Annotated in this window: 24 protein-coding genes; 19 read left to right on the top strand and 5 right to left on the bottom strand. The window is 65.5% G+C overall.

Features of this window, described 5'->3' with window-relative positions; translation table 11 throughout:
• Positions 1 to 7 precede the first annotated feature (7 nt).
• The 10 genes from ACS8Y6_RS11500 (at position 8) to ACS8Y6_RS11455 (ending at position 11,569) form a co-directional block, all read left to right on the top strand.
• Positions 8 to 1,132: an ABC transporter ATP-binding protein gene (locus ACS8Y6_RS11500; RefSeq protein WP_440848890.1), complete on the top strand. Its 1,125-nt coding sequence runs from the start codon at positions 8 to 10 to the stop codon at positions 1,130 to 1,132.
• Complete coding sequence (locus tag ACS8Y6_RS11495; RefSeq protein ID WP_440848891.1) at positions 1,125 to 2,078, top strand: ABC transporter permease; 954 nt, start codon at positions 1,125 to 1,127, stop codon at positions 2,076 to 2,078. The genes ACS8Y6_RS11500 and ACS8Y6_RS11495 overlap by 8 nt, the downstream gene beginning before the upstream one ends.
• Positions 2,075 to 2,890, top strand: coding sequence for an ABC transporter permease (locus ACS8Y6_RS11490; protein WP_440855605.1), 816 nt, complete (start codon positions 2,075 to 2,077; stop codon positions 2,888 to 2,890). Before ACS8Y6_RS11495 ends, ACS8Y6_RS11490 begins: the two co-directional genes overlap by 4 nt.
• 27 nt (positions 2,891 to 2,917) lie before the next feature.
• Positions 2,918 to 3,994 (top strand): ABC transporter substrate-binding protein, encoded by a 1,077-nt coding sequence (locus ACS8Y6_RS11485; protein WP_440848893.1) that lies wholly within the window; start codon positions 2,918 to 2,920, stop codon positions 3,992 to 3,994.
• A 10-nt stretch (positions 3,995 to 4,004) separates the two neighbouring features.
• Positions 4,005 to 5,186, top strand: coding sequence for a polyamine ABC transporter substrate-binding protein (locus ACS8Y6_RS11480; protein WP_440848894.1), 1,182 nt, complete (start codon positions 4,005 to 4,007; stop codon positions 5,184 to 5,186).
• 52 nt (positions 5,187 to 5,238) lie between these two features.
• The gene (locus tag ACS8Y6_RS11475) at positions 5,239 to 6,312 is read left to right on the top strand and encodes an ABC transporter substrate-binding protein (RefSeq protein WP_440848895.1); all 1,074 of its coding nucleotides are present in this window, start codon (positions 5,239 to 5,241) and stop codon (positions 6,310 to 6,312) included.
• Between the two features lie 55 nt (positions 6,313 to 6,367).
• Positions 6,368 to 7,732, top strand: coding sequence for a glutamine synthetase family protein (locus ACS8Y6_RS11470; RefSeq protein WP_440855604.1), 1,365 nt, complete (start codon positions 6,368 to 6,370; stop codon positions 7,730 to 7,732).
• Positions 7,733 to 7,820: 88 nt separating this feature from the next.
• Complete coding sequence (locus ACS8Y6_RS11465) at positions 7,821 to 8,852, top strand: histone deacetylase family protein (RefSeq protein WP_440855603.1); 1,032 nt, start codon at positions 7,821 to 7,823, stop codon at positions 8,850 to 8,852.
• Positions 8,845 to 10,146 (top strand): NAD(P)/FAD-dependent oxidoreductase, encoded by a 1,302-nt coding sequence (locus ACS8Y6_RS11460; protein ID WP_440848898.1) that lies wholly within the window; start codon positions 8,845 to 8,847, stop codon positions 10,144 to 10,146. The genes ACS8Y6_RS11465 and ACS8Y6_RS11460 overlap by 8 nt, the downstream gene beginning before the upstream one ends.
• A gap of 10 nt (positions 10,147 to 10,156) precedes the next feature.
• Positions 10,157 to 11,569, top strand: a complete 1,413-nt coding sequence (locus tag ACS8Y6_RS11455) for an NAD(P)/FAD-dependent oxidoreductase (protein WP_440848899.1) — start codon at positions 10,157 to 10,159, stop codon at positions 11,567 to 11,569.
• A gap of 250 nt (positions 11,570 to 11,819) precedes the next feature.
• On the opposite strand, the gene ACS8Y6_RS11450 is transcribed toward ACS8Y6_RS11455, so the two are convergent.
• Together ACS8Y6_RS11450 and ACS8Y6_RS11445 are read right to left on the bottom strand one after the other, a co-directional pair.
• Complete coding sequence (locus tag ACS8Y6_RS11450; protein WP_440855602.1) at positions 11,820 to 12,941, bottom strand: diguanylate cyclase; 1,122 nt, start codon at positions 12,939 to 12,941, stop codon at positions 11,820 to 11,822.
• A 183-nt stretch (positions 12,942 to 13,124) separates the two neighbouring features.
• Positions 13,125 to 14,063, bottom strand: coding sequence for a sugar-binding transcriptional regulator (locus ACS8Y6_RS11445; protein ID WP_440848901.1), 939 nt, complete (start codon positions 14,061 to 14,063; stop codon positions 13,125 to 13,127).
• A 205-nt stretch (positions 14,064 to 14,268) separates the two neighbouring features.
• Between ACS8Y6_RS11445 and ACS8Y6_RS11440 the strand changes: the two genes are divergently transcribed.
• The 5 genes from ACS8Y6_RS11440 (at position 14,269) to ACS8Y6_RS11420 (ending at position 21,181) form a co-directional block, all read left to right on the top strand.
• On the top strand, positions 14,269 to 15,786 hold the full coding sequence (locus ACS8Y6_RS11440) for a sugar ABC transporter ATP-binding protein (protein ID WP_440848902.1): 1,518 nt from the start codon (positions 14,269 to 14,271) through the stop codon (positions 15,784 to 15,786).
• A 44-nt stretch (positions 15,787 to 15,830) separates the two neighbouring features.
• On the top strand, positions 15,831 to 16,841 hold the full coding sequence (locus ACS8Y6_RS11435) for an ABC transporter permease (protein WP_440848903.1): 1,011 nt from the start codon (positions 15,831 to 15,833) through the stop codon (positions 16,839 to 16,841).
• A gap of 78 nt (positions 16,842 to 16,919) precedes the next feature.
• On the top strand, positions 16,920 to 17,948 hold the full coding sequence (locus tag ACS8Y6_RS11430; RefSeq protein WP_440848904.1) for a substrate-binding domain-containing protein: 1,029 nt from the start codon (positions 16,920 to 16,922) through the stop codon (positions 17,946 to 17,948).
• Between the two features lie 147 nt (positions 17,949 to 18,095).
• On the top strand, positions 18,096 to 18,869 hold the full coding sequence (locus tag ACS8Y6_RS11425) for an SDR family oxidoreductase (RefSeq protein WP_440848952.1): 774 nt from the start codon (positions 18,096 to 18,098) through the stop codon (positions 18,867 to 18,869).
• Positions 18,870 to 19,384: 515 nt separating this feature from the next.
• Complete coding sequence (locus ACS8Y6_RS11420; protein WP_440855631.1) at positions 19,385 to 21,181, top strand: monovalent cation:proton antiporter-2 (CPA2) family protein; 1,797 nt, start codon at positions 19,385 to 19,387, stop codon at positions 21,179 to 21,181.
• A gap of 5 nt (positions 21,182 to 21,186) precedes the next feature.
• Here the strand turns inward: ACS8Y6_RS11420 and ACS8Y6_RS11415 are convergent, their stop codons facing one another.
• Both ACS8Y6_RS11415 and queA read right to left on the bottom strand, forming a co-directional pair.
• Positions 21,187 to 22,068: a phosphatase PAP2 family protein gene (locus tag ACS8Y6_RS11415; protein ID WP_440848905.1), complete on the bottom strand. Its 882-nt coding sequence runs from the start codon at positions 22,066 to 22,068 to the stop codon at positions 21,187 to 21,189.
• 54 nt (positions 22,069 to 22,122) lie between these two features.
• Positions 22,123 to 23,148, bottom strand: a complete 1,026-nt coding sequence (queA, locus tag ACS8Y6_RS11410; protein ID WP_440848906.1) for a tRNA preQ1(34) S-adenosylmethionine ribosyltransferase-isomerase QueA — start codon at positions 23,146 to 23,148, stop codon at positions 22,123 to 22,125.
• A gap of 92 nt (positions 23,149 to 23,240) precedes the next feature.
• Here queA and ACS8Y6_RS11405 point away from each other — a divergent pair, with 92 nt between their 5' ends.
• From ACS8Y6_RS11405 to mscL, 3 genes are all read left to right on the top strand, one after another.
• The gene (locus tag ACS8Y6_RS11405) at positions 23,241 to 23,867 is read left to right on the top strand and encodes a glutathione S-transferase N-terminal domain-containing protein (RefSeq protein ID WP_440855601.1); all 627 of its coding nucleotides are present in this window, start codon (positions 23,241 to 23,243) and stop codon (positions 23,865 to 23,867) included.
• A gap of 64 nt (positions 23,868 to 23,931) precedes the next feature.
• Complete coding sequence (locus ACS8Y6_RS11400) at positions 23,932 to 24,318, top strand: hypothetical protein (protein WP_440848908.1); 387 nt, start codon at positions 23,932 to 23,934, stop codon at positions 24,316 to 24,318.
• A gap of 58 nt (positions 24,319 to 24,376) precedes the next feature.
• Positions 24,377 to 24,799, top strand: a complete 423-nt coding sequence (gene mscL / locus ACS8Y6_RS11395) for a large-conductance mechanosensitive channel protein MscL (protein ID WP_440848909.1) — start codon at positions 24,377 to 24,379, stop codon at positions 24,797 to 24,799.
• 32 nt (positions 24,800 to 24,831) lie between these two features.
• Here mscL and ACS8Y6_RS11390 read toward each other — a convergent pair whose 3' ends face one another.
• Positions 24,832 to 25,281: an SRPBCC family protein gene (locus ACS8Y6_RS11390; RefSeq protein ID WP_440848910.1), complete on the bottom strand. Its 450-nt coding sequence runs from the start codon at positions 25,279 to 25,281 to the stop codon at positions 24,832 to 24,834.
• 426 nt (positions 25,282 to 25,707) lie between these two features.
• On the opposite strand from ACS8Y6_RS11390, the gene ACS8Y6_RS11385 reads away from it, so the two are divergent.
• Positions 25,708 to 26,103: a hypothetical protein gene (locus tag ACS8Y6_RS11385; RefSeq protein WP_440855600.1), complete on the top strand. Its 396-nt coding sequence runs from the start codon at positions 25,708 to 25,710 to the stop codon at positions 26,101 to 26,103.
• The last annotated feature ends 34 nt before the right edge of the window (positions 26,104 to 26,137 follow it).

The raw sequence follows: 26,137 nt of genomic DNA, 5'->3' as shown, positions 1-26,137 counted from the left end.
GGCGGATATGACAGGGCAGTCGACAGCTGCGGCACCGGCAATCTCCGAGCCGACGACCCAGCAGAACCCGGCCACCGATCGCAGTGGCTCATCGATCGAGTTGCACGGTCTGACCAAGCAGTTCGCGGCGGATTCGATCGCGCTGCGCGGGATCAATCTCAAGATCAGCGGCGGTGAGTTCTTCACGCTGCTCGGACCATCCGGCTGTGGCAAGACGACGTTGCTTCGCATCATCGCGGGGCTGGAGAGCGCCACCGACGGCGAGGTCGAGATCGGGGGCGCCTCGGTCACCGACGTGCCGGCACACAAGCGCAACGTGAATACGGTGTTTCAGTCCTACGCGCTGTTCAATCACCTCAATGTGCGCGAGAACATCGGCTTCGGGCTGAAGATGCGGGGCATGGACAAGGCCGAGATCAAAAAGCGCGTAGCCGAAACCGCCGAGTTCATCAAGATCGGCGAGCTTCTGGGTCGCCGGGTCGATCAGCTGTCGGGCGGCCAGCGCCAGCGCATCGCACTCGCCCGCGCGCTGGTCAACGAGCCCGATGTGCTGCTGCTCGACGAGCCGTTGTCGGCGCTGGACGCCGGCCTGCGCGGCGAACTGCAGCTCGAGCTGATGCGGATCCAGCGGCGGCTGGGCATGACCTTCGTGTTCGTGACCCACGATCAGCAGGAAGCGATGGTGATGAGTGACCGGGTGGCGGTGCTCAACGATGGTCACATCCAGCAGGTCGGGCCGCCGCAGACGCTCTACGAACACCCGGAAAACCTGTTCGTGGCCCGTTTCATGGGTCACCAGAATCTGTTCGAGATTCGCCAACAGGATGAATCCGGGCTGGATGTATGCTTCGGCCGCCTGGTGGGCGACTTCGCGCGCGGCAGTCACGTCCTGATTCGACCGGAGACCATGCGGGTGGAGCGCGCCGAACAGGCGTCGTCCGAGGCCAACGTGTTTTTCGCCGAGGTGGCCGAACGGGTCTACCGCGGCCATGTGGCCGAATACTGTCTCACCGTGGCCGAGGGCACCGAGCTTGTCGTGACCTGCAACAACATCGGCGAGCCGATGTTCGACGTCGGCACGCGCGTGGCGGTGTCGGTGCAGACCTCGGGGGTGGTCACCTTCCATGCCTAGAACGAAAGACACACGGACCCTGGGCGCGTTCGCGACCCGGGGCAGCGAATCGCCCAAACGCCGCGAGCCGCGTCATACCGGCCACCTGATCGCGGTCGTCTCGCCCGGCGTGATCTGGATCGTCGTTTTTCTGGTGCTGCCCAGCGCCTATCTGATGACGATCGCGTTCATGACCAATGGCACCTACGGCCTGCCACGAATGCCGCTGACCCTGGAAGCCTTCAAGGAGTTGGCGGGCTTCGGTTTCCTGGGTTGGTCGCCGGGCAACCTCTATACCCTGATCCGTTCGATCTGGCAGACCGTGCTGTCGACCGGACTGGTGATCGCCATGGCCTATCCGGTGGCCTATTACATCACCCGCGCGCCGGCCCGGATGCGCCCGCTCATGTTGCTGACGGTGGTCGTGCCGTCCTGGACCAATCAGGTCATCCGCGCGATCGGCTGGATGAACATCCTCTCGCCGGGGTCGCCGGTGAGCAACCTGGCGGCGTCCCTGGGGCTGATCTCGCCGCAGATGGGGCTGTTTCCGTCCAAGTTCGCGGTCGTGATCGGCCTGGTTTACAACTTCCTGCCGTTCATGGTGCTGCCGCTGTACGCGGTGTTCGAGAAACTCGACTATGCGCAGATCGACGCCGCACGCGATCTGCGCGCCGGGCCGATCCGGACCTTCATCCACGCCGTGCTGCCGCAGACACTGCCCGGGCTGCTGGCCGGCACCGTGCTGGTCTCGATTCCGGCGTTCGGCATGTACGTCATCCCCGAACTGCTCGGCGGCGGCAAGTCAATGATGCTCGGCAACCTGGTGGCCCGGCAGTTCGCGGCAGCCTCGAACTGGCCGCTGGGCGCGGCGGGTGCGTTGATCATGATCATCGCCACGCTGGTCGGCCTGCTGGTGCTGCGTCGCATGGGCAAGAAACTCGGCGGTGATTCGCAGGTGGTGCTATGAGTGCGCGCGGATTCAATCGCGGGCTGCAGGCCTTCTGGTACGTGATGCTGTTCTTTCTTTACGCACCACTGGCCGTGGTCGCCCTGTATTCGTTCAACAGCATCAACTCGTCCGCGGTGTTCGCGGGGATATCGCTGCGCTGGTACGCCGCGTTGTTCGCCGATGAAACGATTCTCAATGCCTTCTACAACAGCCTGACACTGGCCATCACCTCCTCGACCATCGCCACGGTGATCGGCACGCTGCTGGGTTATGGCATGTACACCTATCGCCATCGCCGGCTGGGCTGGCTGATCTGGCTGGTCTATCTGCCGATCGTGATGCCCGACATCGTCTACGGCATTTCGCAGATGAGCTTCTTTACCTCCATCAGCAACGCCACCGGCCTGTTCAACCTGGGGCTGGGCACGATGGTGATCGCTCATGTGAGTTTCCAGGTGCCGTTCGTGGCGCTGCTGATCTACTCCCGGCTGGTCGGCCTCGACTCGATGCTGTTCGAGGCCTGCCACGATCTGTACGCCAACGGCTGGCAGCGGGCCTGGTACTTCATTCTGCCGACGCTGCGCCCGGCGATCGTGTCGGCCTTCTTCCTGGCCTTCACGCTTTCGATCGACGATTTCGTGATCAGTTTCTTCACCTCCGGGCCGGAAAGCACCACGCTGCCGATCTTCATCTGGAGTGCGATCAAGAAGGGCGTGACGCCGGAGGTCAACGCCATTGCCACGTTGATGATCGGTGCGGTGTTCGCAGCGGCCGCGATCGCGCTGGCTTTTCAGTACGTACGGCTGGCGCGGCCGCGGGTCAGTGACTAGTTTTCAACCAGGGGATGGGGGCATGTCATGAAAAAACGGCGTCACGGGATCGGGCTGGCCGCTGGGCTGGTCCTGGGGTTGGCGTTGGCCACCGCGGCGAGCGCCGAACCGGCGAAGACGTTGTATCTGTACAACTGGTCGCAGTACATGAGCCCGAAGATCCTCACGGCCTTCGAGCAGCAGTATCACGTCAGGATCGTGCGCAACTTCTATCACTCCAATCCGGAGTTGTTCGCCAAGCTGCGGGCCGGCGGCGACTCGCAGTACGACGTGGTCTTCCCGTCCAATTACTACGTGCCGCGGCTGATCGCGACCGGGTTGATCCAGCCGCTCGACAAGAGGCTGATTCCGAACTACGACAACTTGATGCCGCGGTTCAGAAAGCCACCCTACGATCCCGAGGGCAAGTACGTCGCTGCCTATCAATGGGGCGACACGGGCGTCGTCTACAACACAAAGAAGCTGGGTAAACAGCCGGCCAGCTGGTCGATCCTGTTCGATGCCAAGCACAATCCGCAGTATCCCTTCGCGATGATGACCGATGCCCAGGTCATGCTGGGCGCGGCCTGCGCCTACCAGGGCCACGGTTATGCCTGCCGCGGCGACGACGACTGGAAGCAGGCGGCGCAACTGGTGCTCAAGACCAAGCAGCGCCCCAATTTCAACGGTTTTCGTGACGGCGTGCCGGTGCTCCAGCAACTCGCCCGGGGCACGGTGGATGCGGCGCTCACCTATAACGGTGATTATGTCTCGGCGAAACACGACAATCCGCAGGGGCTGAAAAACACCACGTTCGTGGTACCCGCCGAAGGCGCCGAGCTGTGGGTGGATAACATGGCGATTCCGGCGCGTGCACCGCATCCGAAACTCGCCAACGAGTTCATCAACTTCGTGCTGGATGCCAGGCGCGGGGCGCAGCTTTCGAATTTCAATTACTACGCCAGCCCGAACCGGGCCTCCAAGCCGTATCTGGATGCCGCACTGTCGAAGCCGCCGATCATGCCCACGCCCGCCGAGATGAAGGTGCTCAGGTTCACGCCGTCGATCCGCGGCCATGATCTGCAATTCGTCCAACAGCTATGGACCGAGATCCGGTCACGCTAGGGGCGATGCCATGCCATATACGATCAGCAGGCCGCAGCTGAACCACACAGCCGCCGAAGTGGTAGCCGACATGAATGAATCCAGGACCCTGCGCGTGTCTGCGCTGGCCGCCAGCGTTGGCCGGCGCGGCCTCAAACGACTGGCCCCGGTACTGCTGCTGGCCCTGGCCGGTCTGGGTAGCGCCCAGGCTGCGCCTTACGGCGACAAGCTGGTGTTGTTCAACTGGTCCGATTACATCAGCCCGACGCTGATCCAGGCATTCGAGGCCAGGTACCACGTCAAGGTGGTGCAGAATTTCTACGAATCCAATCCGGAAATGTTCGCCAAGCTGCGCGCCGGGGGCGATGCCCAATACGACGTGATCGTGGCTTCGAACTACTATGTTCCGCGATTGATCGCGAGCGGCCTGATCCAGCCGCTCGACAAGGCCGAGATCCCGAACTTCGACAATTTGATGCCGCGTTTCCGCAAGCCGGCCTACGACCCGACGGGCCGGTACACGGCGGCTTACCAGTGGGGGGATACCGGCATTGTCTATAACACCGCAAAACTGGGAAATCTGCCGCCGAGCTGGTCGATCCTGTTCGATCCGGCGGCGAACTCGAAGTATCCGTTTGCCATGGGTACCGATGCCCAGGTCATGACCGGAGCGGCTTGCGCCTATCAGGGCCATGGCTATGCCTGCACCGGCCGCGACAACTGGAAGCAGGCCGCGAAGCTGTTGCTGAAAACCAAGAGACGCCCGAATTTTTCCGGTTTCGTGGATGGCACGCCGGTATTGCGCCAGCTCGCGCGCGGCAGCGTGGCCGCGGGGGTGAGCTTCAACGGCGATTACCTCCAGGACAGGGCGAACAATCCGCGGTCCTACAAGCACCTGAAGTTTGTCGTGCCCAAGGAGGGCGCCGAGCTCTGGGTCGATACCATGGCGATCCCGGACAAGGCGCCGCACGCCAAACTCGCCAACAAGTTCATCAACTTCATACTCGATGGTCGGAACGGCGCGACGCTGTCGAACTTCACCTGGTATGCCAGCCCGAACAAGGCGGCCCAGCCTTACCTGAAGCCGGCGCTCAAGCGCCCGCCGAGCCAGCCGACCGCCACCCAGATGAAGCGTCTGCACTACACGCCCGCGCTCAAGGGCGATTCGCTACAGTTCGTCCAGCAACTCTGGAGCGAGGTTCAATCGCGCTAGTTCACTACCCTGATCCGAAACACCCGCCAACAAGCAGCACGAGGACCCGATGATGAGAAAACTCCGACCCCTGACCCGACTGATTGCGGCCGCCGCCGTCGCCGCCTTCGCGCTGCCGGCGTTCGCCGCCAACAGCGACACGTTGTACATCTTCAACTGGTCGCAGTACATGAATCCGAAGATCATCAAGCAATTCGAGGCGAAGTATCACGTCAAGGTGGTACAAAGCTATTACAACTCGCAGCCCGAGATGTTCGCCAAGCTGCGCGCCGGCGGTGACTCGCAGTACGACATCGTGGTGCCGTCGAACTACTACGTGCCGCGCCTGATTCATACCGGGTTGATCCAGCCGCTGGACAAGAAGCTGATCCCGAATTACGACAATCTGATGTCGCGGTTCAAGGACACCAGTTACGATCCCAAGGGCAAGTACACCGCGGCTTACCAGTGGGGCGACACCGGTATTGCCTACAACGTGAAGACGCTCGGCCAGCAGCCGGCCAGCTGGTCGATCCTGTTCGATCCGAAAGCGAATTCTAAATACCCGTTCGAGATCGGCACCGACGCCCAGGTGATGTTCGGCTCGGCCTGCGCCTATCTCGGCTACCCGTACGATTGCCAGGGCCGCGACAAGTGGACCAAGGCGGCCAAACTCATCCTGAAAACCAAGAAGCGCTCCAACTTCAGTGGCTTCCAGGATGCCACGCCGACCCTCAAGCAGCTCGCGCGCGGCAACGTGGCCGCCGGCATGGCCTATAACGGCGACTATGCCTTCGACAAGAGCCAGAACCCGAAAGGCTTCAAGAACATCAAGTTCGTGGTGCCCAAGGAAGGGGCCGAGCTCTGGGTGGACAACATGGCGATTCCGGCCCACGCACCGCATCCGAAACTGGCCAACGAGTTCATCAACTTCATCCTCAAGGCCAAGATCGGCGCCGAGCTGTCGAACTGGAATGCCTATGCCAGCCCGAACAAGGCGTCCAAGCCTTATCTCGACAAGTCGCTGACCGAGCCGCCGGTCATGCCGACCGATGCGCAGATGAAGCGTCTGCATTTCACGCCGGCGATCGAAGGCGACAACCTGCAGTTTGTCCAGCAGCTGTGGACGGAAGTGCAGTCGCGGTAGGTCTGGTCCCGGGCCGGCGTCGCGCCGGCCCGGATTCTGCAAACCCGGGAGATTTATGAGCGAGGATACGAGCGATCCGCAGATCCGCGAATGGTTCAACACCAATCGCATCAGCGAGGTCGAATGCCTGGTGCCGGACATCACCGGCGAGGCCAAGGGCAAGATCATGCCGGCGGCCCGCTATCTCAACGGCGAGCGTCCGCGCTTGCCCGATTCCATCTTCATCCAGACCGCGACCGGCGATTATCCGGAAGACGACGAGGAAATCGTCGATCCGGCCGAGCTGGACATGCAGCTCGACGCTGATCTGTCGACCTGTCGCCTGGTGCCCTGGGCACGCGAGCCGACGGCGCAGATCATCCACGAATGCAGCTATCTCAACGGCGAGCCGGTGCTGGTCAGCCCGCGCTACGTGCTGCGCCGGGTGCTTGCGCTGTACGAAAAGCTCGGCCTGCGGCCGGTGATCGCGCCGGAAATGGAGTTCTATCTCGTCCAGCGCAACACCGATGCCGATTACCCCCTGCAGCCGCCGGCCGGCCGCTCGGGCCGGCGCGAGATATCGCGTCGCGCCTACAGCATCGACGCGGTCAACGAGTTCGATCCGCTGTTCGAGGACATGTACGACTACTGCGAGGCCGAGTCGCTCGACATCGACACCCTGATCCACGAAGAAGGATCGGGCCAGATGGAGATCAATTTCGAGCATGGCGATCCGCTCGATCTGGCCGACCAGGCGTTCCTGTTCAAGCGCACCCTGCGCGAGGTGGCACTGGCGCACGGCATGTACGGCACGTTCATGGCCAAGCCGATGGCGGACGAACCCGGCAGCTCGATGCATATTCATCAGAGCCTGGTCGACGTGGCCGGCGGCGAGAACGCGTTCGCCGATGAAGCCGGCGAGCCGACCGCGCTGTTCTATCAATTCATTGCCGGCATGCAGACTTATCTGCCGCCCGCGCTGGCGCTGCTGGCGCCGAACGTGAACAGCTATCGGCGCCTGATGCCGGATCTGTCCAATGGCTCGGCGCCGATCAACACCGAATGGGGCTACGACAACCGCACCGTCGGTCTGCGCGTGCCGCATTCGGGGCGTCGCGGCAAGCGCGTGGAAAACCGTATCGCCGGAGCCGACGTGAATCCGTATCTCGCCATCGCCGCGTCACTGGCCTGTGGTTATCTCGGCATTCGCGACAAGCTCGAGCCGCGTGCGCCGGTGGCCGATTCGGCCCATGCCAGGGGCCATCGCCTGCCGTCCGACATGGGCCGGGCGCTGGAAGCCCTGGCCGACTGCATGCCGCTCAAGACGTTGCTCGGCGAGCGCTTCATCGATACCTATCTGGCGGTCAAGCGCACCGAGGAGATCGCGCATTTCAAGGTGATCAGTTCCTGGGAGCGGGAGTACCTGCTGCTGCGCGTCTGACGCGCCCGGCGGCCCGCGGCGGTGTCACGGGCCGGGTCACGAATCCACGGCGGCCATCCGGCCGCCGATTTCAATGGAGCCCTGCGGCATGCTGACGTTTCATGACAATCGTACGCAGAATCGGCGTTCGGCCACCGAACTGGCCGGCGGGCGGCTGATCGCGCCGCTGGAATGCCCCGAGCGGGTCGACATGATCGCCGAGCGCATCCGAACGGTCGGACTCGGCGCGATCCGCGGCGCCACCATGCACGGCCTGGAGCCAATCGCGGCGGTGCACGATCCGGCGTACATCGATTTCCTTGAAAATGCCTGGGCCGACTGGCGGGCCGCCGGCCATACCGGCGAGGCCATCGCCTCGGTCTGGCCGACGCGCCGCACCCGGGCCGATTTCGTGCCCCGCCACATCGACGGCAGGCTCGGCTATTACGCGCTGGCGGCCGAGACCGCGATCGAGGCCGGCACCTGGGAAGCGGCCCGGGCGAGCGTGGATATCGCGCTGACCGCCCTCGATCATGTGCAGGCTACCGGCGAGGCCGCCTTCGGGCTTTGCCGGCCGCCGGGCCATCATGCCGCATTCGATCAATACGGCGGCTACTGTTTTTTCAACAATGCCGCTATCGCCGCCCAGGCGGCACGAGAGGCCGGTGCGGCGCGCGTGGCGATCCTGGATGTCGACTACCACCACGGCAACGGTACCCAGCAGATCTTCTACGACCGCGACGATGTGCTGTTTGTGTCGCTGCACTGCGACCCGCTGGATGAATTCCCGCATTATCTCGGCTGCGCCGACGAACTGGGGGTGGATGCCGGCGAAGGCTACAATCGCAACCATACGCTGCCGCCCGGCGCGGACTACGCGGCCTGGCTGGCCGAGCTCGAGGCCGCCATGAGCGGGATCGACGAATACGACCCCGATCTGGTCATCGTGTCACTGGGCGTGGATACCTTCGCAGGCGATCCCATCGGCCGCTTCAAACTCGGTTCCGACGATTTCACCGACTACGGTCGCCGTCTGGCCGGCATGAACCGGCCCACGCTGTTTCTGATGGAAGGCGGGTATGCGGTGGCGGAAATTGGCGTCAACGTCGTCAATGTATTGTCCGGCTTCGACCATGCCTGAGCGGGCAGGGGCGTACCCCACGTCCTATTACGCCGCCTCGATCACCGAGCCGGGCGAGTATCCGGCACTGGCCGGGGACCTGCGCGTGGATGTGGCCATTGTCGGCGGTGGTTTCACCGGCGTGGCGACCGCGCTCGAACTGGCCGAGCGCGGCCACTCGGTGGCACTGGTCGAGGCCAACCGCATCGGCTGGGGCGCATCCGGACGCAACGGCGGCCAGGTCACCGGCAGCCTGTCGGGCGAGGCCGGGCTGAAGAAACACCTGCGCGATGTGCCGGGCGGCGACGTCGAGGCCTTCGTCTGGGATCTGCGCTGGCGCGGCCAGCGCCTCATCGAGGAACGCGTCCAATTTTACGGTATCACCTGCGATCTCAAGCACGGGCATCTGCAGGCGGCCTGGCAGCCGGGGCACGTGGCGGCGCTCAAGGCCGACCTCGAAGCCGCCCGCGCCCGTGGCATGGGCGATCGGGTGCGCTGGATCGAAAAAGACGAATTGCGCGGGCTGCTCGATACGCCGCTCTACCACGGCGCGCTGCGCAACGACGCGAATCTGCATCTGCACCCGCTGAATCTCGTGCGCGGCGAGGCCCGGGCCGCCGCCGATCAGGGCGTGTCCCTCTTCGAGGGCTCGCCGGTGGCCGACATCCAGCACGGTGCGCCCGCGCGCGTGGTGACCGCGCAGGGGTCGATCACGGCGGATACCGTCGTGCTGGCCGGCGGTGCCTATCACAAGCTGGCGCGCCGCGATCTGGCCGGCAAGCTGTTCCCGGCCGCGCTCGGCATCGTCACCACCGCGCCGCTCGGCGAGACCGCACATCGGATCAATCCCGAGGATCTGGCGGTCTACGACACCCGATTCGTACTCGATTACTACCGGCTGACCGCCGACGGTCGGCTGTTGTTCGGCGGCGGCGCCAACTACTCTGGCCGCGAGTCCGAGGATATCGCCGCTTATCTGCGGCCACGGCTGGAAGCGACCTTCCCGGCGCTTGAGGGCGTGGCCATCGATTATCAATGGCAGGGCATGGCCGGCATCGTGCCCAATCGCATGCCCATGCTCGGTCGCACGGGGCCGGGCGACAATGTGTATTACGCGCAGGGCTATTCCGGCCACGGCGTGGCCACGTCGCATATCGTCGGCCGCGTGCTGGCCGATGCGATTGATGGCCAGGCCGCCGGGTTCGATGCCTTTGCCGGCCTGCCGCACGGCCGGGTGCCGTTCGGCGAGCGCTTCGGCAACACGCTGCTGGCGCTCGGCATGACCTGGTATCGGCTGCTCGAAACCATTCGTTGAGACGCGTTTCATGACCGTCCCGGATGCCGCCTCCAACTACTGGGTCGACAGTGTCGGCGATGCCGCATCGCGGCCGCCGGCGGCGGACCGTCACGAAGCCGATGTCGTCATCGTCGGCGCCGGCTTCACCGGGCTGTGGACCGCTTATTACCTGTCCGGGATCCGGCCGCAGCTCGACATTGTCGTGCTGGAGGCCGAAACCGTCGGCCACGGGGCCTCGGGCCGCAACGGCGGCTGGGTGATCGGCAATCTGGCCGGCCTGGAACGCCTGGTCGGCGATCTGGACCTATCGGCGCGGCGAGCCATTTGTGCCCAACTGGCCGACAACGTCGATCAGATCGGGCGCGTGACCGAGCGCGAGGCGATCGCGGCCGATTTCCACAAGGGCGGCACCCTGGACGCCGCCGCGCGCTATACCCAGCAGGTTGCGATCCAGCAAGCGCATCGCACCTCGCTGATAGAACTCGGCCACGCGCCCGAGGATTGTCTCTGGCTCGACGGTCCGGCGCTGGCCGCGCGTGCAGCGTTTCGCCGCGGTTACGGCGCGTTGTTCTTTCGCCACACCGCGAGCGTGCACCCGATGAAACTGGTGCAGGGGCTGGCCCGGGCCGCGGAACGACGCGGCGTGACGATCCACGAACACAGCCGCGTGCGTTATCTGGCGCCGCATCACGTCATCACCGCCAACGGCGCCCAGTTCAACGCGCGCCATATCGTCCAGGCCACGGAAGGCTACAGTGGCGGGCTGGCCGGGCTCGGGCGCCGCGTATTGTCGGTGCGCAGTCTGGTGATCGCCACCGAGCCGCTGTCCGACGAGGTCTGGGCGCGGGTCGGGCTGGCCGGCCGACCGACCTTCTGCGATGCCAGCCGCATGATCAACTATGGTCATCGCAGTCGTGACGGCCGGCTCGTGTTCGGGGCCCGCGGGGCCTATCCGCTGGGCGGCGCGCCGAAACAGGATCACGCGATTTCGTCGGCCGATATCGAGCTGCGTCGGCGCCTGTTGCTCGATCTGTTTCCCGGCCTGCCCGCCGATCTGGCCGTCACCCACGGCTGGGGCGGCTCGCTGGGCTTGTCGCGGCGTTTTCGCCCACACGCGATCGTGGATTCGAAGACCGGCCTGGCCACCGCCGGCGGCTATGCCGGGGAAGGCGTGGCGGCCTCGCATCTCATGGGCCGGACCACGGCCGAATTGATCGCGGGCCAGGATACGCCGCGCACGCGCGCGCCCTGGGCGCATCGCGACGTTGCGGCCGATGCCCTGCTGCGGTGTTGGGAGCCTGAGCCGGTGCGCTGGTTGGCGGCCCGGACCATTTCGGCATCGTATGCAACCGAGGAGTCGTTGCTGCGCTGCGGCTGCGACAACGCGCTCGCACGCGCGGTCATGCGCGCCAACGACCGATTCGCCGCGTTCATCGAGTAGCAGGCCGGGCCCGGCGATACGACGCCCCCTTGGCAGACGGACGGACGGCCGAATCGAATCGGCCATCCGCCATCGGGTTACCGCGGTTTCGGCAAGAGGTAGGTCGCGACCGGGTCGCAAACCTTGGGCATGAACATTTTTCGCCGATACGGCCGCACGATGGCCCGGGAAATACACCGTCTTCTGTCGTCGCACAGACGCAACATAATGTTGTTGGCACATGGCGATATTGCTGCGTTATGCATCCGATTTATCGCGTGTCCGTCGGCATTATCGCCATGGGTTGGCCGTCGTCGAACAGCGAGCGGTTGCGTCCGCCCGACTTGGCGGCATAAAGAGCCGTGTCCGAGCGCGCCAGCCATTCATCGACGGAAAAAGTTTCGGCGGAATCGAGCGCGGCGCCGCCACTGAAACAGACGGGCCCGTGACGTAGCGGCCGTTTCAGACACTGCTCGCGCAGCCGACTGTCCAGCGCCACGATATCGTCGCGTGTGGCGTACGGAATGAACAGATTGAATTCCTCGCCACCGCAGCGTCCGGCCACGCCTGCATAGTCCGCGACCGTCTCGTCCAGAAGCTGCGAGAAATGGCACAGGACCTCGTCGCCATAAGCATGGCCGTAGGTGTCGTTGACCTGCTTGAAATGATCCAGATCGTAGGTGAGCAGGATCGCTCTACTGTCCAGTGGGCGTTCGAGCTCGTACTGGTTGAGTATGCCGTGGAAGGCGCCGTGGTTGAGCAGCCCGGTGAGACTGTCACGCCGCGCCGTATCGCGGGCATCGCGGTGTTCATTCTCGAAACGCCGGAGATAGCCGCCCATAAGGACTACCAGCAGCGCGACCGAAAAAGTGTAGGACACGCCCAGGTCGAGCAGGCGCTGTTGCGGGTCGGCGTAGGTCGGAACCCAGGTCGGATGGCGATAGCCTGTAATCAGCAGCACGGTGGGTACGACAACGAAACTGGCGATCAGGGCGGCGCGTTGCCAGGGGCGCAGTACGATCGCGCCCAGCGCATAGGCCGCGAGCAAGAGAAACAACAACAGGGTCGGGCCGTCGGCGCCCTCGTTGTCGAACCAGCTCAACGGCAGCACGACGAACAGCATCAGCAGGCAGAACAGCGCCGCCATGCCGTGCGGGCGCAGCGATCGCCGCGCCTGGAACCAGAGTGCGTGCACCGCCAGCCCGATGCTCAACAGCACCGCGACGTAAAGCGTGCCGGTGATGCCGACCGCCGCATCGAACACCGCGCTGAAATAACAGCCCCAGGGCGCGATGAACAGAAACGTCAAGTGCATGCGCTGCTCGGGTGTTTCCGCCGCACCGAAAATCACTGCGGTAAGCCATTTCAGGCTTTTCTGTCTTGTCGAAGTCATGCGTTCGGTTCGGTCGGTGGTTCGCGCCGGCTACGCGGCGGATCGGCCGCGTGCGTATCACGATTCCGGCACGCGGGCGGCATTCAGCGCCAGGCCCGCGTTGGTGGGGTGTGGGTTCCCCAAGCATCGATGATGCGAGCGTTAGCCGCATCATGCCATGGGGTGTAACAACAATGGCCGGGGTCAGTCGGCGGCGAGCAGCCGGCGGGCGAGGCTGTCGTCGGTGACCAGTGTCTTGCCGATGCCGGCGCGAAAGACCGCCAGCAGTGCATCCGCCTTTTCCGCACCGCCCACCGCGAGAATGAGGTTGGGGATGCGCAACAGGTCCGGGTAGCCGAGCGCGAGCGTCCGATCATCCAGCAGGGTCACCAGCGAGCCGTCGGCGCGCATGAACGTCCCCAGCACTTCGGCGATCACGCCGGCCTCGCTGAGTTGCTGGCGGTCGGCGGCACTCAGGCTCTGCATCATCTGCGACGCCGGTGGATCCCAGCTGCCGACAGCTATCGCCGCGACCGAGATCGAGCCGAACAAGCGAAACGCGGCTTCCACGCTCGGTTCCTTGCGCAGCCCGTCGGCGGTGGTCTTGTCGCCCACCACCAGTGGCACGAAGATGGGATACGCATCGCCGCCGCCGATTTCACTCACCCGGCGCACGACGTCCAGCGAATTCTCGCTGGACGAGCCGACGATGCCGCCCATCTGCACCACGCTGCAGCGCGCCAGCCGTTCGATCTGCAGCGCCATGGCGCTGGTCGTGCGCCCCCAGCCGATGCCCAGCACATCGTCGGGCGAAACCAGCTCGCCGAGCAGGTTCGCGGCCGCCGCGCCCACGCGTTGGCGGATCGCGGCCGGTTCCCGGTCGTGCTCGGACGAGCGGACCACGATCACCTGCTTGAGGTTGAATTTCCGCTGGATGTCGCGGGCCAGATGCGTGTCGTAGGCCAGCGGCGCCTTGATGGTGAAGCGCACGATCCCCTCCGAGACCGCGAGATTGAGCAGGCGCGCGACCTTGAAGCGCGACAGACCGAGATCTTCGGCGATGACGGTCTTTGGCGCACCGTCGATATAGAACCGCTGCGCGACGGTCGCAGCCAGGACGCCGGTGTCGGGATCGATGGACATGGCGGTAAGGATAGCGCCTGCGACCAATAGGGCATAGCGCTCATATGAGCATTGTGTTGCTATTATGAGCAGAAAAGAAATCAGCCCGTTGCGAATTCGTGATCGGCGCCTCGCGGTTCTATCGACCGCGCGGCCGGCACGGCGAAAAAGAGGGCCGGCCCGGCCGGCAAAGCGAATGGAGGAACACGCCACACGCGTGACAACGATGACCGCGAACATTCTCGAATGCGTGGGGATCGGCAAGCGTTTCGGCACCACGGCGGTGCTCGACCGCATCGATCTCGCATTGCAGGCCGGTCGCGTGACCGCTCTGATGGGCGAGAACGGCGCCGGCAAGTCGACGCTGCTCAACATCATCGCGGGGTTGATCGCCCCGTCGTCGGGTGAGCTGCGGGTCGATGGCGAAGCCGTGCGCGAATTCACCCCCAGCGCCGGCCAGGCCCGCGGCATTCAGATCGTGACCCAGGAATTGTCGCTGGTGCCGCATCTGACAGTGGCCGACAACATTTTCCTCGGCCGCGAACTCACCGCGGGCTCGAAGCGCATCGGCTATCTACAGGCGCGCCGCATGTTCGACCAGGCGCAGGCCGCGATCGATGCCTTCGGTGTGCCGATCGACGCCCGCGACCGGGTCGAGCAGATCAGCCTGTCCTATGCCCAGATCGTGGAGATCATCCGTGCCTACCATCGCCGGCCGCGCATTCTGCTGCTCGACGAGCCGACCTCGTCGCTGACCAGCAACGAGACCCGGCATCTGTTCGAGATTGTCGACACCCTGCGCGCGGGCGGCACCACGGTTGTGTTCACCACCCACAAGATGGACGAGGTGGAACAGATGGCCGACGACATCACGGTGCTGCGCGATGGTGAAATCACACTCACCGCCACGGCCCGTGACCTGTCCACGGCCGAAGTGGTCGACGCCATGGTCGGCCGCAAGCTGGCCGAGCAGCGGCTGGTATTGCCCGCGATCGAACAGGCCACCCCGGCGCTGGCGGTCGCCGGCTATGCCACGCGCCGGCCGGACGGCGGCGCCGAGCAGACCTTCGATTTCGCGATCCGCCCGGGCGAGATCGTCGGCCTGGCGGGCATTGCCGGTGCCGGGCGCACCGCGTTTCTCAAGTCCGTCTACGGGCTGCATCCGGCCCGGCGCGGCCAGGTTCGTCTGGGCGGCGCGGACTATGCCGAGCGTTCGCCCTCGCGTTCGCTGGCCCGCGGCCTGATCTATATCCCCGAAAGCCGCAAGGAGTCGGGCTTGGTGATGTCGCAGGGCATCGCGGCCAATGCGATTCTGGCCAATCTCGGCCGTTTCTCCGGGCTGGCCGGCTGGCTCAAGACCGCTCGCGAGCACGATCTGACCCGCGCAGCGCTGGAAGCGCTGCGCACCAAGTACGAATCCACGCGTTCGTCGGTGGCCCAGCTGTCCGGGGGCAATCAGCAGAAAGCGCTGGTCGCGCGCTGCCTGATCGCCGACGAGCCGAAGGTACTGCTGCTGGACGAGCCCACGCGCGGCATCGACGTCGGCGCCAAGGCCGATATCTACGAAATCATCGTCGAGCTGGCGCGCCAGGGCGTGGCGATCGTGGTGTCGTCCTCCGAATTGCCGGAGCTGATGACGCTGTCGCATCGCATCGCCGTGTTCAAGGACGGTTTCATCGCCAGAACCTTCGAGCGCGCCGATTTCCGGGAGGCCGATATCGTCCGGACGGCGATCGGCGCGTAACGGCGGCGACCACGATCCCACGATTCAGAAAGAGGATGACCCACGTGAGCACAGCCCCAACGCCATCCACCCCCGACGCCACAGCGGCGCCCGCGCGCCGGCACGCGCTGTTCAATCGTCAGCGACTGGCCTCGCTGGTGGTATGGGTCGCCTTCGCCTGCTATGTGATCCCGCTGACGATCGCGCAGCCGCAGTTCATCTCCTTCTACAACATCATCTCCATCCTGATGCTGATCTCGGTCTATGCCCTGATCGGCTTCGGCGAAGGTGTGGTCGTGCTCTCGGGCGGCATCGATCTGTCGGTGGGCAGCATCGTGGGCCTGGCCGGGGTGGTGGCGGCCGTGATCCTGACCGGTCATTCCGGCGTCGGCTGGTGTCTGGTCGCGATCGCGGGCGGGGTGTTCGCCGGCGTGCTGATCGGGGCCTTCAACGGGATCGCGGTGGCCCTGCTCAATATCCCGTCGTTCGTGGCGACCCTCGGCACGCTGTCGATCGCGCTCGGCATCGGCTATGTCTTCAGCGCCGGCCAGCAGATCTCGATCGACAACGATCCGTTTCTCAATATCTCGATCAACGCGTATCTCGGGATCCCCATCCCGATCTACATCATGTTCATCGTATTCCTGCTGCTGTGGCTGGTACTGGCCAAGACCCGCTTCGGCCGCTACATCTACGCCGTGGGCGGCAACATCCAGGCGGCTTTCGTCGCCGGCCTGCCGATCCGGCGCGTGCTGATCTCGGCGTTCGTGATCTCCGGTGGATTGTCCGGGCTGGCCGGCGTGTTGCTGGCCGCCCAGATCACCGCCGGCATCGCCTCGACCGGCTCCGGCTACGAGCTGACCGCGATTGCCGCCCCCGTGATCGGCGGCATCAGCCTGGCCGGCGGGCGCGGCTCGATCGCCGGCGCGCTGTTCGGCGTGATCCTGCTCGGCACCATCGACAACGGCCTGACGATTCTCAATGTCTCGCCGTTCTATCAACACATCATCCGCGGTTTCATCATCATCCTGGCGGTCTTTCTGGACACCATCGCCAGCCGGCGAAAGCTGGTCTGAGCGGCCGGGATGGCATCGATTACAACAAACCACAGCCGTTGTGGCTGTGATCTCGAGCGAGAAAACAGGAGGACCCTCATGAAATCATCATTCCTTAAGCGGGCCGCGGCCGCGCTATTGACGCTGGGCTGCGTGGCAATGGCCGCGCCGAGCCTGGCCGCGCAGGACAAGCCGATCACGGTCGGCTTCACTGTCTATGGCATGTCGGGCTGGGTTTCGTCGGGCAAGGAAGGCGTCGAAGCGGTGGCCAAGGCCGACAACGTCGATCTGCGCTGGGCCAGCGCCGATGGCTCGGTCGCCAGCCAGGTGGCCCAGATCAAGCAGTTCATCGGGCAGCATGTGGACGCGATCGTGATCGATCCGGTCGACTCCTCCGCGCTCGGCCCGCAGATCAAGGAGGCCAAGTCGAAGGGCATCAAGGTGATCGGCACCAACGTGAAGATCTTCCCGCCCGGCGAACAGTACCTGACCTCCTATGTCGGTCCGGACGATGTGCTGGCCGGCGAGAACGAGACCAAGGCGCTGGTCAAAAAGATCGGCGGCAAGGGCAACGTGGTGATCCTCAAGGGCCCGCTGGGCCAGTCGGCGACCATCGACCGCACCCAGGGCATCGAGAACGTGCTCAAGCAGCATTCAGGCATCAAGGTGCTGGCCCAGCGTCCGGGCGACTGGAAGCGCGAGAAGGGCTACAACATCACCGCCTCCTGGCTGTCGCGATATGGCACCCAAATCGACGGCATCATCTCGGAGAATGACGACATGGCGGTGGGCGCGATCCGGGCCATGCGCCAGCGCCGGATCACCAACGTGCCGGTGGTCGGCGTGGACGGCATCGAGGCCGGTCTGAAGAATGTGGCCTCGGGGCGTCAGCTGGTGACCAACCTGCAGAACGCGCCGCTGCAGCTCGGCATGGCCCTGCAGGTCGCGGTCAATGCGGTGCGGGGTCAGTCGGTGCCCGACAAGATCATGATCCACATGCCGGTCGTGACCCAGGACAACGCCGACCAGTACATGAAGCAGATGTACGACAACCGCCAGCAGTTCATTGACGGCCTGCCCGAGTTGATCAACAAGAACCTGGCCTCCGGCCACTACGGCCACCAGTAAACGCCTCGGCGGCGCCGTGGCTGTCGTTTCCCAGCGGAAGCGCCGGCCGCGGTTGCCGCCCGCCACATCGATCGCTCGTTCACCGGGTTCGCCCCGGTGCGGGCTCGGCCGTGCCTGGGCCGGCGATGGGGCAATTCTGACGCGGTGATTCCCATGGAATATCAAGGCTATGACAAGAACTTTGCGCTCGCGGGCCGGATCGCGCTGATCACCGGGGGCGCGGCCGGCATCGGGCGGGCCATCGCCGAGCTTTATGTCGAGAAAGGCGCCCGCGTGGCGCTGGTCGATCGCAGCGAACAGGTTGCAGCCACGGCCCGCGCGATCGGCACCGACGAGTCGGCGATCGGCATCCAGGCGGATGTGACCGACAGCGCCGATGTCCGGGCCGCGGTCGATCGTGTGATCGCCGAATACGGCCGCATCGACGTGCTGGTCAACAATGCCGGTGTGGTGGCGCTGGACTGGGCCGAGGATCTCAGCGAGGCGGATTGGGATCTCACGCTGAACGTCAACCTTAAAGGCGTGTTCCTGATGTGCCAGACCGTGGGCCGGCATATGCTCGAAGCCGGCGGCGGGCGCATCATCAATATGGCTTCACAGGCGGCCGAGGTCGCGCTCGACAAGCATCTGGCCTACTGCACCAGCAAGGCCGGCGTGGTCGGCCTGACCAAGGTCCTGGCCTCCGAGTGGGGCCCGCGCGGCATTCGCGTCAACGCGATCTCGCCGACCGTGGCGCTGACCGATCTGGGCCGCCGCGCCTGGGCCGGCGAGGTCGGCGAGCGCATGAAGGAGAAGATTCCGGCGCGGCGCTTCGTCTACCCGGAAGAGATCGCCGGCTGTGCGCTGTATCTGGCCAGCGACGCCGCCGACATGATCAATGGCGCCAATCTGGTGATCGACGGCGGCTACAGCATCCAGTAAAGACCGCCGCGGGGCGCGCTATTAACCCGGCACAAAAATAGATGATTTCTCGGGTTGATAGCGCGAGTATGCGACCGCATGCTTGCCGCGGCCATCGGCCGCTAAGCCTTTAAAAATAAAACACGGACAGGCGCCGGCTTTTATTTTTGAAGGCGTTGAAAACAGCGGATCAAGTCAGCTGTTTTGATGCCGGATTAATAACCCTGGCGTCGCGTGAAGCGGCAACAGGCCCCAGGTGATGAAGGGCGGCCCGAGCCGGACGGTACCGCCGTCGCGGCGCCCACTCCCCGGGCGGCGTTTGGCCCCGAACCCCCGCATGCTTCGATATCGGCGGCGACGCCATGACACCGTCACCGGTGTGCGGTATGAATGCGTGTTGGCGGGCCGCACCTGGCCCGGGCCTTGCTGTGATTTGACGCGGGGTGGGCGTGCGGCGCCGCCGCTCCGGGGGCTCGTGGCCAACCGCGGCAGGCTCTAAGCTAGTCGCAGCCTATTCAGGAGTAATCGTTTTGAGCGTGTCGCTGGTCGAAGTGGTGGTGTTTCTCGCGGCGGCGGTCATCGCGGTGCCGATCGCCCAGAAATTGCGCCTGGGGTCGGTGCTCGGTTATCTGCTCGCCGGGGTGGTGATCGGGCCGTGGGGCCTGGGCCTGATCGACCAGGTCGACGAGGTACTGCATCTGGCTGAGTTCGGCGTGGTCTTCCTGTTATTCATCATCGGCCTGGAGATGCAGCCTCGCCGTCTGTGGGCTTTGCGCAAGACCATTCTCGGCCTCGGCGGACTGCAGGTGCTGGCCAGCGGTGTCGTGCTGTCGCTGGGCGCGACCTGGATCATGCACCTGCCGCCCGCGCCCGCTGTGGTGGCCGGCTTCTCGCTGGCATTGTCGTCGACCGCGTTTGCGCTGCAGATGCTCGGCGAACGCGGTGAACTGACCTCGCGCCACGGTCGCTCGGCTTTCGCCATCCTGTTGTTCCAGGATCTGGCGGTGATTCCGATTCTGGCACTGCTGCCGTTGTTGTCGGTCGGCCATGCCGAGGTCACGCTGCTCGGCGGCATCGAAAAGACGGCCAAGGTGGCGGCGGTGATCGCCGGGCTGGTGGTCGGCGGTCACTATGTTCTCAAGCCGGTGCTGCGCGTGGTGGCGGCCACGCGCATGCAGGAAATCTTCATCGCCATGACGCTGCTGATCGTGGTCGGCACCGCCGCGATCATGGAAGCCACCGGTATTTCGGTGGCGCTCGGGGCGTTCGTGGCCGGCGTGCTGCTGGCCGACTCGGAGTATCGGCACGAGCTCGAGGCCAACGTCGATCCGTTCAAGGATCTGCTGCTCGGCCTGTTCTTCATCGCGGTGGGCATGTCGATCAATCTCGGTCTGTTCGCCTCGCAGCCGGTTTATCTGATCGAGCTCACGCTGGGCCTGGTGGCGATCAAGGGGTTGATCCTGGCGGTCCTGGCGCGTCGGCACGGACTGTCCTGGGCCGCCTCGCGCAATCTGGCGGCCTATCTTGGCCAGGGCGGTGAATTCGCCTTCGTGATTCTGTCGACGGCGGTGGCCGGGCATCTGTTCGTGCAGGCCGAAGCCGATGTGCTGGTAGCGACGGTGACGTTGTCCATGGTGCTCACGCCATTCGCGGTGCAGGGCGTGGCCTGGTTCAATGCCCGGCGCGCGCCGGCCGCCGGCACGCCCGACTACGAAATGCCCGCCGAATCGGAGCATCCGGTGATCATCGCGGGCTTCGGCCGCGTGGGTGGCATCGTCGCGCGCATGCTGCGGGCCAAGCGGATCGGCTTCGTCGCGCTCGAGGCCAATCCGGCCCAGGTGGACTTCGTGCGCCGCTTCGGCGCCAAGGTCTATTACGGCGATGCGTCCCGGGTCGACATGCTGCGCGCCGCACGCGCGGAGGAGGCGCGTGTACTGGTGCTGGCCATTGCCGATGTCGAAGTCTCGCTGCGGACCGTGCACATGGTGCAGACCCATTTTCCGAATCTGACCATCGTCGCGCGGGCCCGCGACCGTCAGCATGCCTATCGGTTGATGGATCTGGGCGTGACCGTGTTCGAGCGCGATACGTTTCTCTCCAGCATCGCGCTGGCCGGCGACACCATGCGCGCGCTCGGCCTGCCGCGGGCGGAAGTCGAGCGTGTGCAGAAGACATTCAAGGCCCACGACGAGGCACGTCTGGCCGAGCATTACGAGGTAGCCAACGATCAGGAACGGCTGGAAAAACGCGTGCGTGAAGCCGCGGTCGAACTGGAGGCGTTGTTCGAGCGCGACGAGCTGGAGGCTGCCGGCGAACAGTCCGGCGGCCGCTGAATGCATCAGCGCCGGGCGGCGCGATCGTTCAGGTATTCGGTGAGCGCGAAACCGGCCAGCAACCAGAAGCCGCCGACCAGCAGCCCGGCGGCCACATCGCTGGCGAAATGCACCGACAGCAGGAGCCGGCTGAACGCGATCAGCAGGATCAGTGCCCCGCATCCGTAGGCCAGCTCGAAACGCAGTCGCGCGCTCGCCATATTGCGTGCGATCGCATAGGCGATGAAGCCGTAGATCGCCATCGCGCCGGTGGCGTGGCCGCTGGGGAACGAGGGCGTGACCGCGCTGGCAAAAGTCAGGAATTCCGGCCGCGGGCGATCGATGGCGTATTTGCCGGCATAGGTCAGTGTCTGCGAGCCGAGTACGGTCAGCAGCAGGCCCGGAATATAGGTCGGGCGGCGGTAGGCCCAGAGAAAGGCGGTGACCACCAGCACCACCGCCACCAGTGTGGTGACGTCGGCCAGATGGGTGATGGCGGCGAATACATGCAGCAGATCGGGGTGACGCAGCGGCGCCAGGGCCGCGTTCACCCGGGCATCGAACTGCACGATCCGCTCGCGCTGGATGACGTCTTCGGCCAGATCGCCGCCGAGTGCGACCAGAGTGCCGGCCGCGACGACGATCAGTGTCAACGGCAGCCCGGTGAAGCGATCGGTGGCGAAGCGCCTGGCGACCCAGGCGCGGGGACGCGGAAAACGGCGGCCGACCGCGTCGAGTCCGGGCCGGCGGCGCACCAGCGCGTCCCCGGTGCGGATGGCGATACGGCGCGTGGCCGGCGTGGCGCGCCGGATCGCCCACCGGATCAGCCCGGAGATCAGCCGGCCGGCGAGCAGCAACACTGCCAGCATGCCGATCAGCAGCCAGAACGGCAATGTATGGTGCGCCACCGGCGACCCCTCCGGGTTCGATATCCGATCAACCTGCGAGTATACGGATCACGTTCAGGCGAGAAACATGGCGTCGCCATAGCTGAGAAAGCGATAGCCGGCCTCGATCGCGTGGGCATAGGCGGCCAGCACGTTGTCGCGGCCGGCAAACGCCGATACCAGCATCAACAGGCTCGACTGCGGTTCGTGGAAGTTGGTGAAGATGGCGTCCACCGCGTGGAAGTCGTCACCGGGCTTCAGGAACAGCTGCGTTTCGCCCGTGTACGGGCCGAGCCGGCCGTTGTGGGCGCGGGCCGCGGTCTCCAGGCTGCGCACGGCGGTGGTGCCGACCGCGATCACGCGCCCGCCGGCCGCCCGCGCCGCCGCGGCCTGATCGCACAAGGCCTGGCCGACCTGCAGACGCTCGGCGTGCAACCGCTGCGCGCGCACATCGCCTTCGCGCAGGCGCTGGTAGGTACCCGAGCCCACATGCAGCGTGACGGTGCCGAAGTCAACACCGCGCTCGGCCAGTGCCTCGAGCAGCACATGGTCGAAATGCAAGCCTGCCGTGGGCGCGGCCACGGCGCCGTCATGACGGGCCCAGACCGTCTGATAGCGTTCGCGATCGGCGATTTCGTCCGGCCGCCGGATGTAGGGCGGCAGGGGCATGTGGCCATGCGCATCGAGCAGGTCGTGCACCGACGATGCCGGGTCCGTCAGTACGAGTGTGTACAGCTCGCCGTGCCGGGCGGCCACGGTCAGGCGAGTTGCGCCGATGATGATTTCGGCGTCGATGCGCGGGGGCTTGTTCGCCCGGATCTTGGCAGTCAGGCGCGCGCTGTCGAGGATACGTTCGAGCATGACTTCCACTGCGCCGCCCGTGGCCTTGTGACCGTGCATGCGCGCGGCCAGTACCCGCGTGTCGTTGAATACCAGCAGGTCGTTGCGGCCGAGCAGTTCGGGCAGATCCACGACCCGGCGGTCGGCCCATGTTCCGTCGCGCCGGTCGAGGCGGAGCAGACGGGAGGCCCGGCGCTCGGTCAGCGGTGCCTGGGCGATCGACGCCTCGGGCAGTATGTAATCGAAATCGCGCTTGTCCATGATCGTTGTCCGGCAGTGGCGCGGCGATTGTGGCGGGGCGGCGCCCGGCGAACAAGCCGCCGGGGCGCCCGGCGTGCGCCGCGCCATGCGGTATGATCCAAGGCATGCTGTATCTGTACGAGTACGAAGGTTGCCCGTTCTGCGGCCGGGTACGCGAAGCGTTGATGGAGCGCGTGCTCGATGCCGTGGTATTTCCCTGTCCGCGCGGCGGGCGACGGTTTCGTCCGCAGGCCGAAGCGGTGGGCGGGCGCCAGCAGTTTCCCCTGCTGGTCGATGACGACACCGACACGGTGTTGTACGAATCCGGCGACATCATCCGCTATTTCGATCGGCGGGATGCACGCCGCGCGCCGCCCGAGGCCGCCGGGGCGCTGGGCACGGCGGCCGGTGCGCGGGTTCGCGACCTGTACGGCATGCGGGTCGCCGACGACCGCGGCCGGCTGCCGCCGGCATGGCTGTTCGAGCTGTTCAGCGACGAACGCGATCGGCATGCCCGGGCCGTGCGCGGCCTACTGGCGGCGCTGGAGTTGCCGTATGTCCTGCGCAGCCCCGAGGCGCTGGCCGACGCGCCGGCGCCAGCGGCGTGGATCCGCCGCGCCGCGCCCGATTGTGTCGACGGCGCGCACCCGCCAGTGCCGTCGATGATCGATCCCAATACCGAACACGCCCTGTTCAAGCCGGCCGCCATCGCCAAGCATCTGAAAACGCATTACGCCTGATCGCCTCGTCCGAACGCTGTCGTTGCTGGATCTTGTTGCCATGTGGAATCTTTGTGCACTGATTATGACGGCAACGGCCGTACTCGGCCTGTCCGGCTGCGCCAGCCGCAACCCGGTGCTCTACGCCCACGGCGGGGGCATGCCGCCGGGCGGCGAGCAGGCCGTGGCGGCCTGTACGCAACAGGCGCGGGACGCCGGCCTGGATTATTCCAAGGGCCACGTCGGGCGCAGCGCGGTCGAACACGGCGCCATGGGCGGGGCCGGGGGCGCGGCCGCCGGTGCGATCTACGGCAACGCGGCGCGCGGGGCGGCGGCCGGCGCGGCGGGTGGCGTCGCCGTCGGGCTGGTACGCGACGTATTCCACCACGATGGCGGTCCGGCGCCTGCCTATCGCGCCTACGTCGATCGTTGCCTGCGGGAGCGCGGTTACCAGCCGGTCGGCTGGCACTGACCCCGCGGGCGCGCGAACGGCGCTACACTCAGCCGGTTATCCCGGCAGGACAGCCAGCATGAGCTTCTGGAGCGAGTTCAAGAGTTTCGCGGTGCGCGGCAACGTGATCGACCTGGCGGTCGGCGTGGTCGTCGGCGGGGCCTTCGGCAAGATCGTGACGTCGCTGGTCAACGATATCGTCACGCCGCCCCTGGGTATGCTGATCGGCGGTGTGGATTTCGCCAATCTCAGGGTCACGCTGCGACAGGCGGCGGGCCACAACCCGGCGGTGACGGTCAACTACGGCAGCTTCATCCAGACGATAATCAATTTCGTGATCGTCGCCTTCGCGATCTTCGTCGTGGTGCGCCTGCTCAACAAGCTCAAGCGCCAGGAAGCCGAGGCGCCCAGCCTGCCGCCCGCGCCCTCGCGCGAGGAAGTGTTGCTGACCGAGATCCGCGACGCGCTGCGGGAGCGCAACGGGACCGGCCGGGCGGATTAGCCACCGCTCGGGCGGGCCTATTGCAACAGATCTCAGCCACGCAGCCGGCGCGCCCAGACTTCCAGCGCGCCGCGATAAGCCAGACGCATCTGGGTAGCGAACACCGCGGCGGTAAGGTCGGCGGCCAGGGGCGTGGTGCCGCGCAGGCGCGAGGTCCAGTGCACGCGGGTCCGGTTGCCGTCGGTGCCCAGCGACTGCAGCATGATGCGCGCGCCGATATGATCGATCGGCAGTGGGCATTCGATGATGCGGTAGCCCAGCGACTCGCCCGGTTCGTATTCGGTGATGCGTTCGATAAAGCGCATCCCGGGAAGTTGAATCACTCGTTCCGCGCCGACGCCGCCACGCTCGGTCTCGCCGGGCGTGCGCAGCCAGGCGGCGCGCACTCCGGGCAGGCTGGCATAGCCGGCATGATCGGCGACGACGTCGAAGATCGTGGCCGCATCGGCGTCGAAATCACGGCAGACGTGTAGCGTTTGCATGGTTCGATTCGCGTTAAAAGAGGCGCATCCTAGCGCGTTTAGGCCCGGGCTGTCGTCACTTGGCGTGACCGGAGGCCCAGATCGCGCCATCCGGCGTTGCAGGGCTTGAGCGCAGAATGACTGCGGCCGGTGTCCTGCGCCTTGGCCGACACGATTGGGGGCCAAGCGCAGTTTTGCGGCAAGACGAGGCGTCGCAAACGCAGCGTAGTCGTTCTACGTGACAGACCACCAACGCTGGATTGCCGTCGTGTCGTTAATCTTTGGGCGCTTGTCCCTTCGGGTCGGGCCGCCCATAAAATCAACCAGGGCGCCGATACGGCGTTGCGCGTCTTGTCTCGACGGATTTGCGGTCTCCAACGCGGCACGTGTACGAAACGGCCACAGGCCCTAGACTTGACACAGAACCCAACTCCGCCGGGAAAGACCATGAACCGGGGCACCATAACCGTATTGACCGCGGCCATGCTGACGTTGCTGTTGACGGCCTGCATGAACCACCCACCGCCACCGCGTCATCCGGGACCGTACAAGGATCCGGTGGATGCCTTCGATGCCACCAACGCGCCGTATGACCCGAGCGCGCCGACGGGCGCCGGTCAGCCGTTATCGGACGACATCGCGCATCTGCGCGACGCGCGGGCGGCCTACGAGCACAGCCAGACCGTCCAGGCGGCGCGGCTGCGGGACCAGCAGGAAAAATGCCGCAAACAGCCCAACGCCAAACTGGTACGCATCCATGACGGCACCGGCGATCCCGGTGCCGTGTATTGCCAGACGCCGCCGGCCGGCGCCGGTTCCGGCAGCGATGGCAAGAGCCATTGAGGGGCCGTGGCGATGTCGGCGGCCACCACTTGTG

This window comes from Salinisphaera sp. RV14, assembly GCF_052044135.1.
Classification (GTDB): domain Bacteria; phylum Pseudomonadota; class Gammaproteobacteria; order Nevskiales; family Salinisphaeraceae; genus Salinisphaera.
The sequence above is the reverse complement of the archived record's forward strand: the minus strand, read 5'-3'. Positions and strand labels throughout refer to the sequence as shown.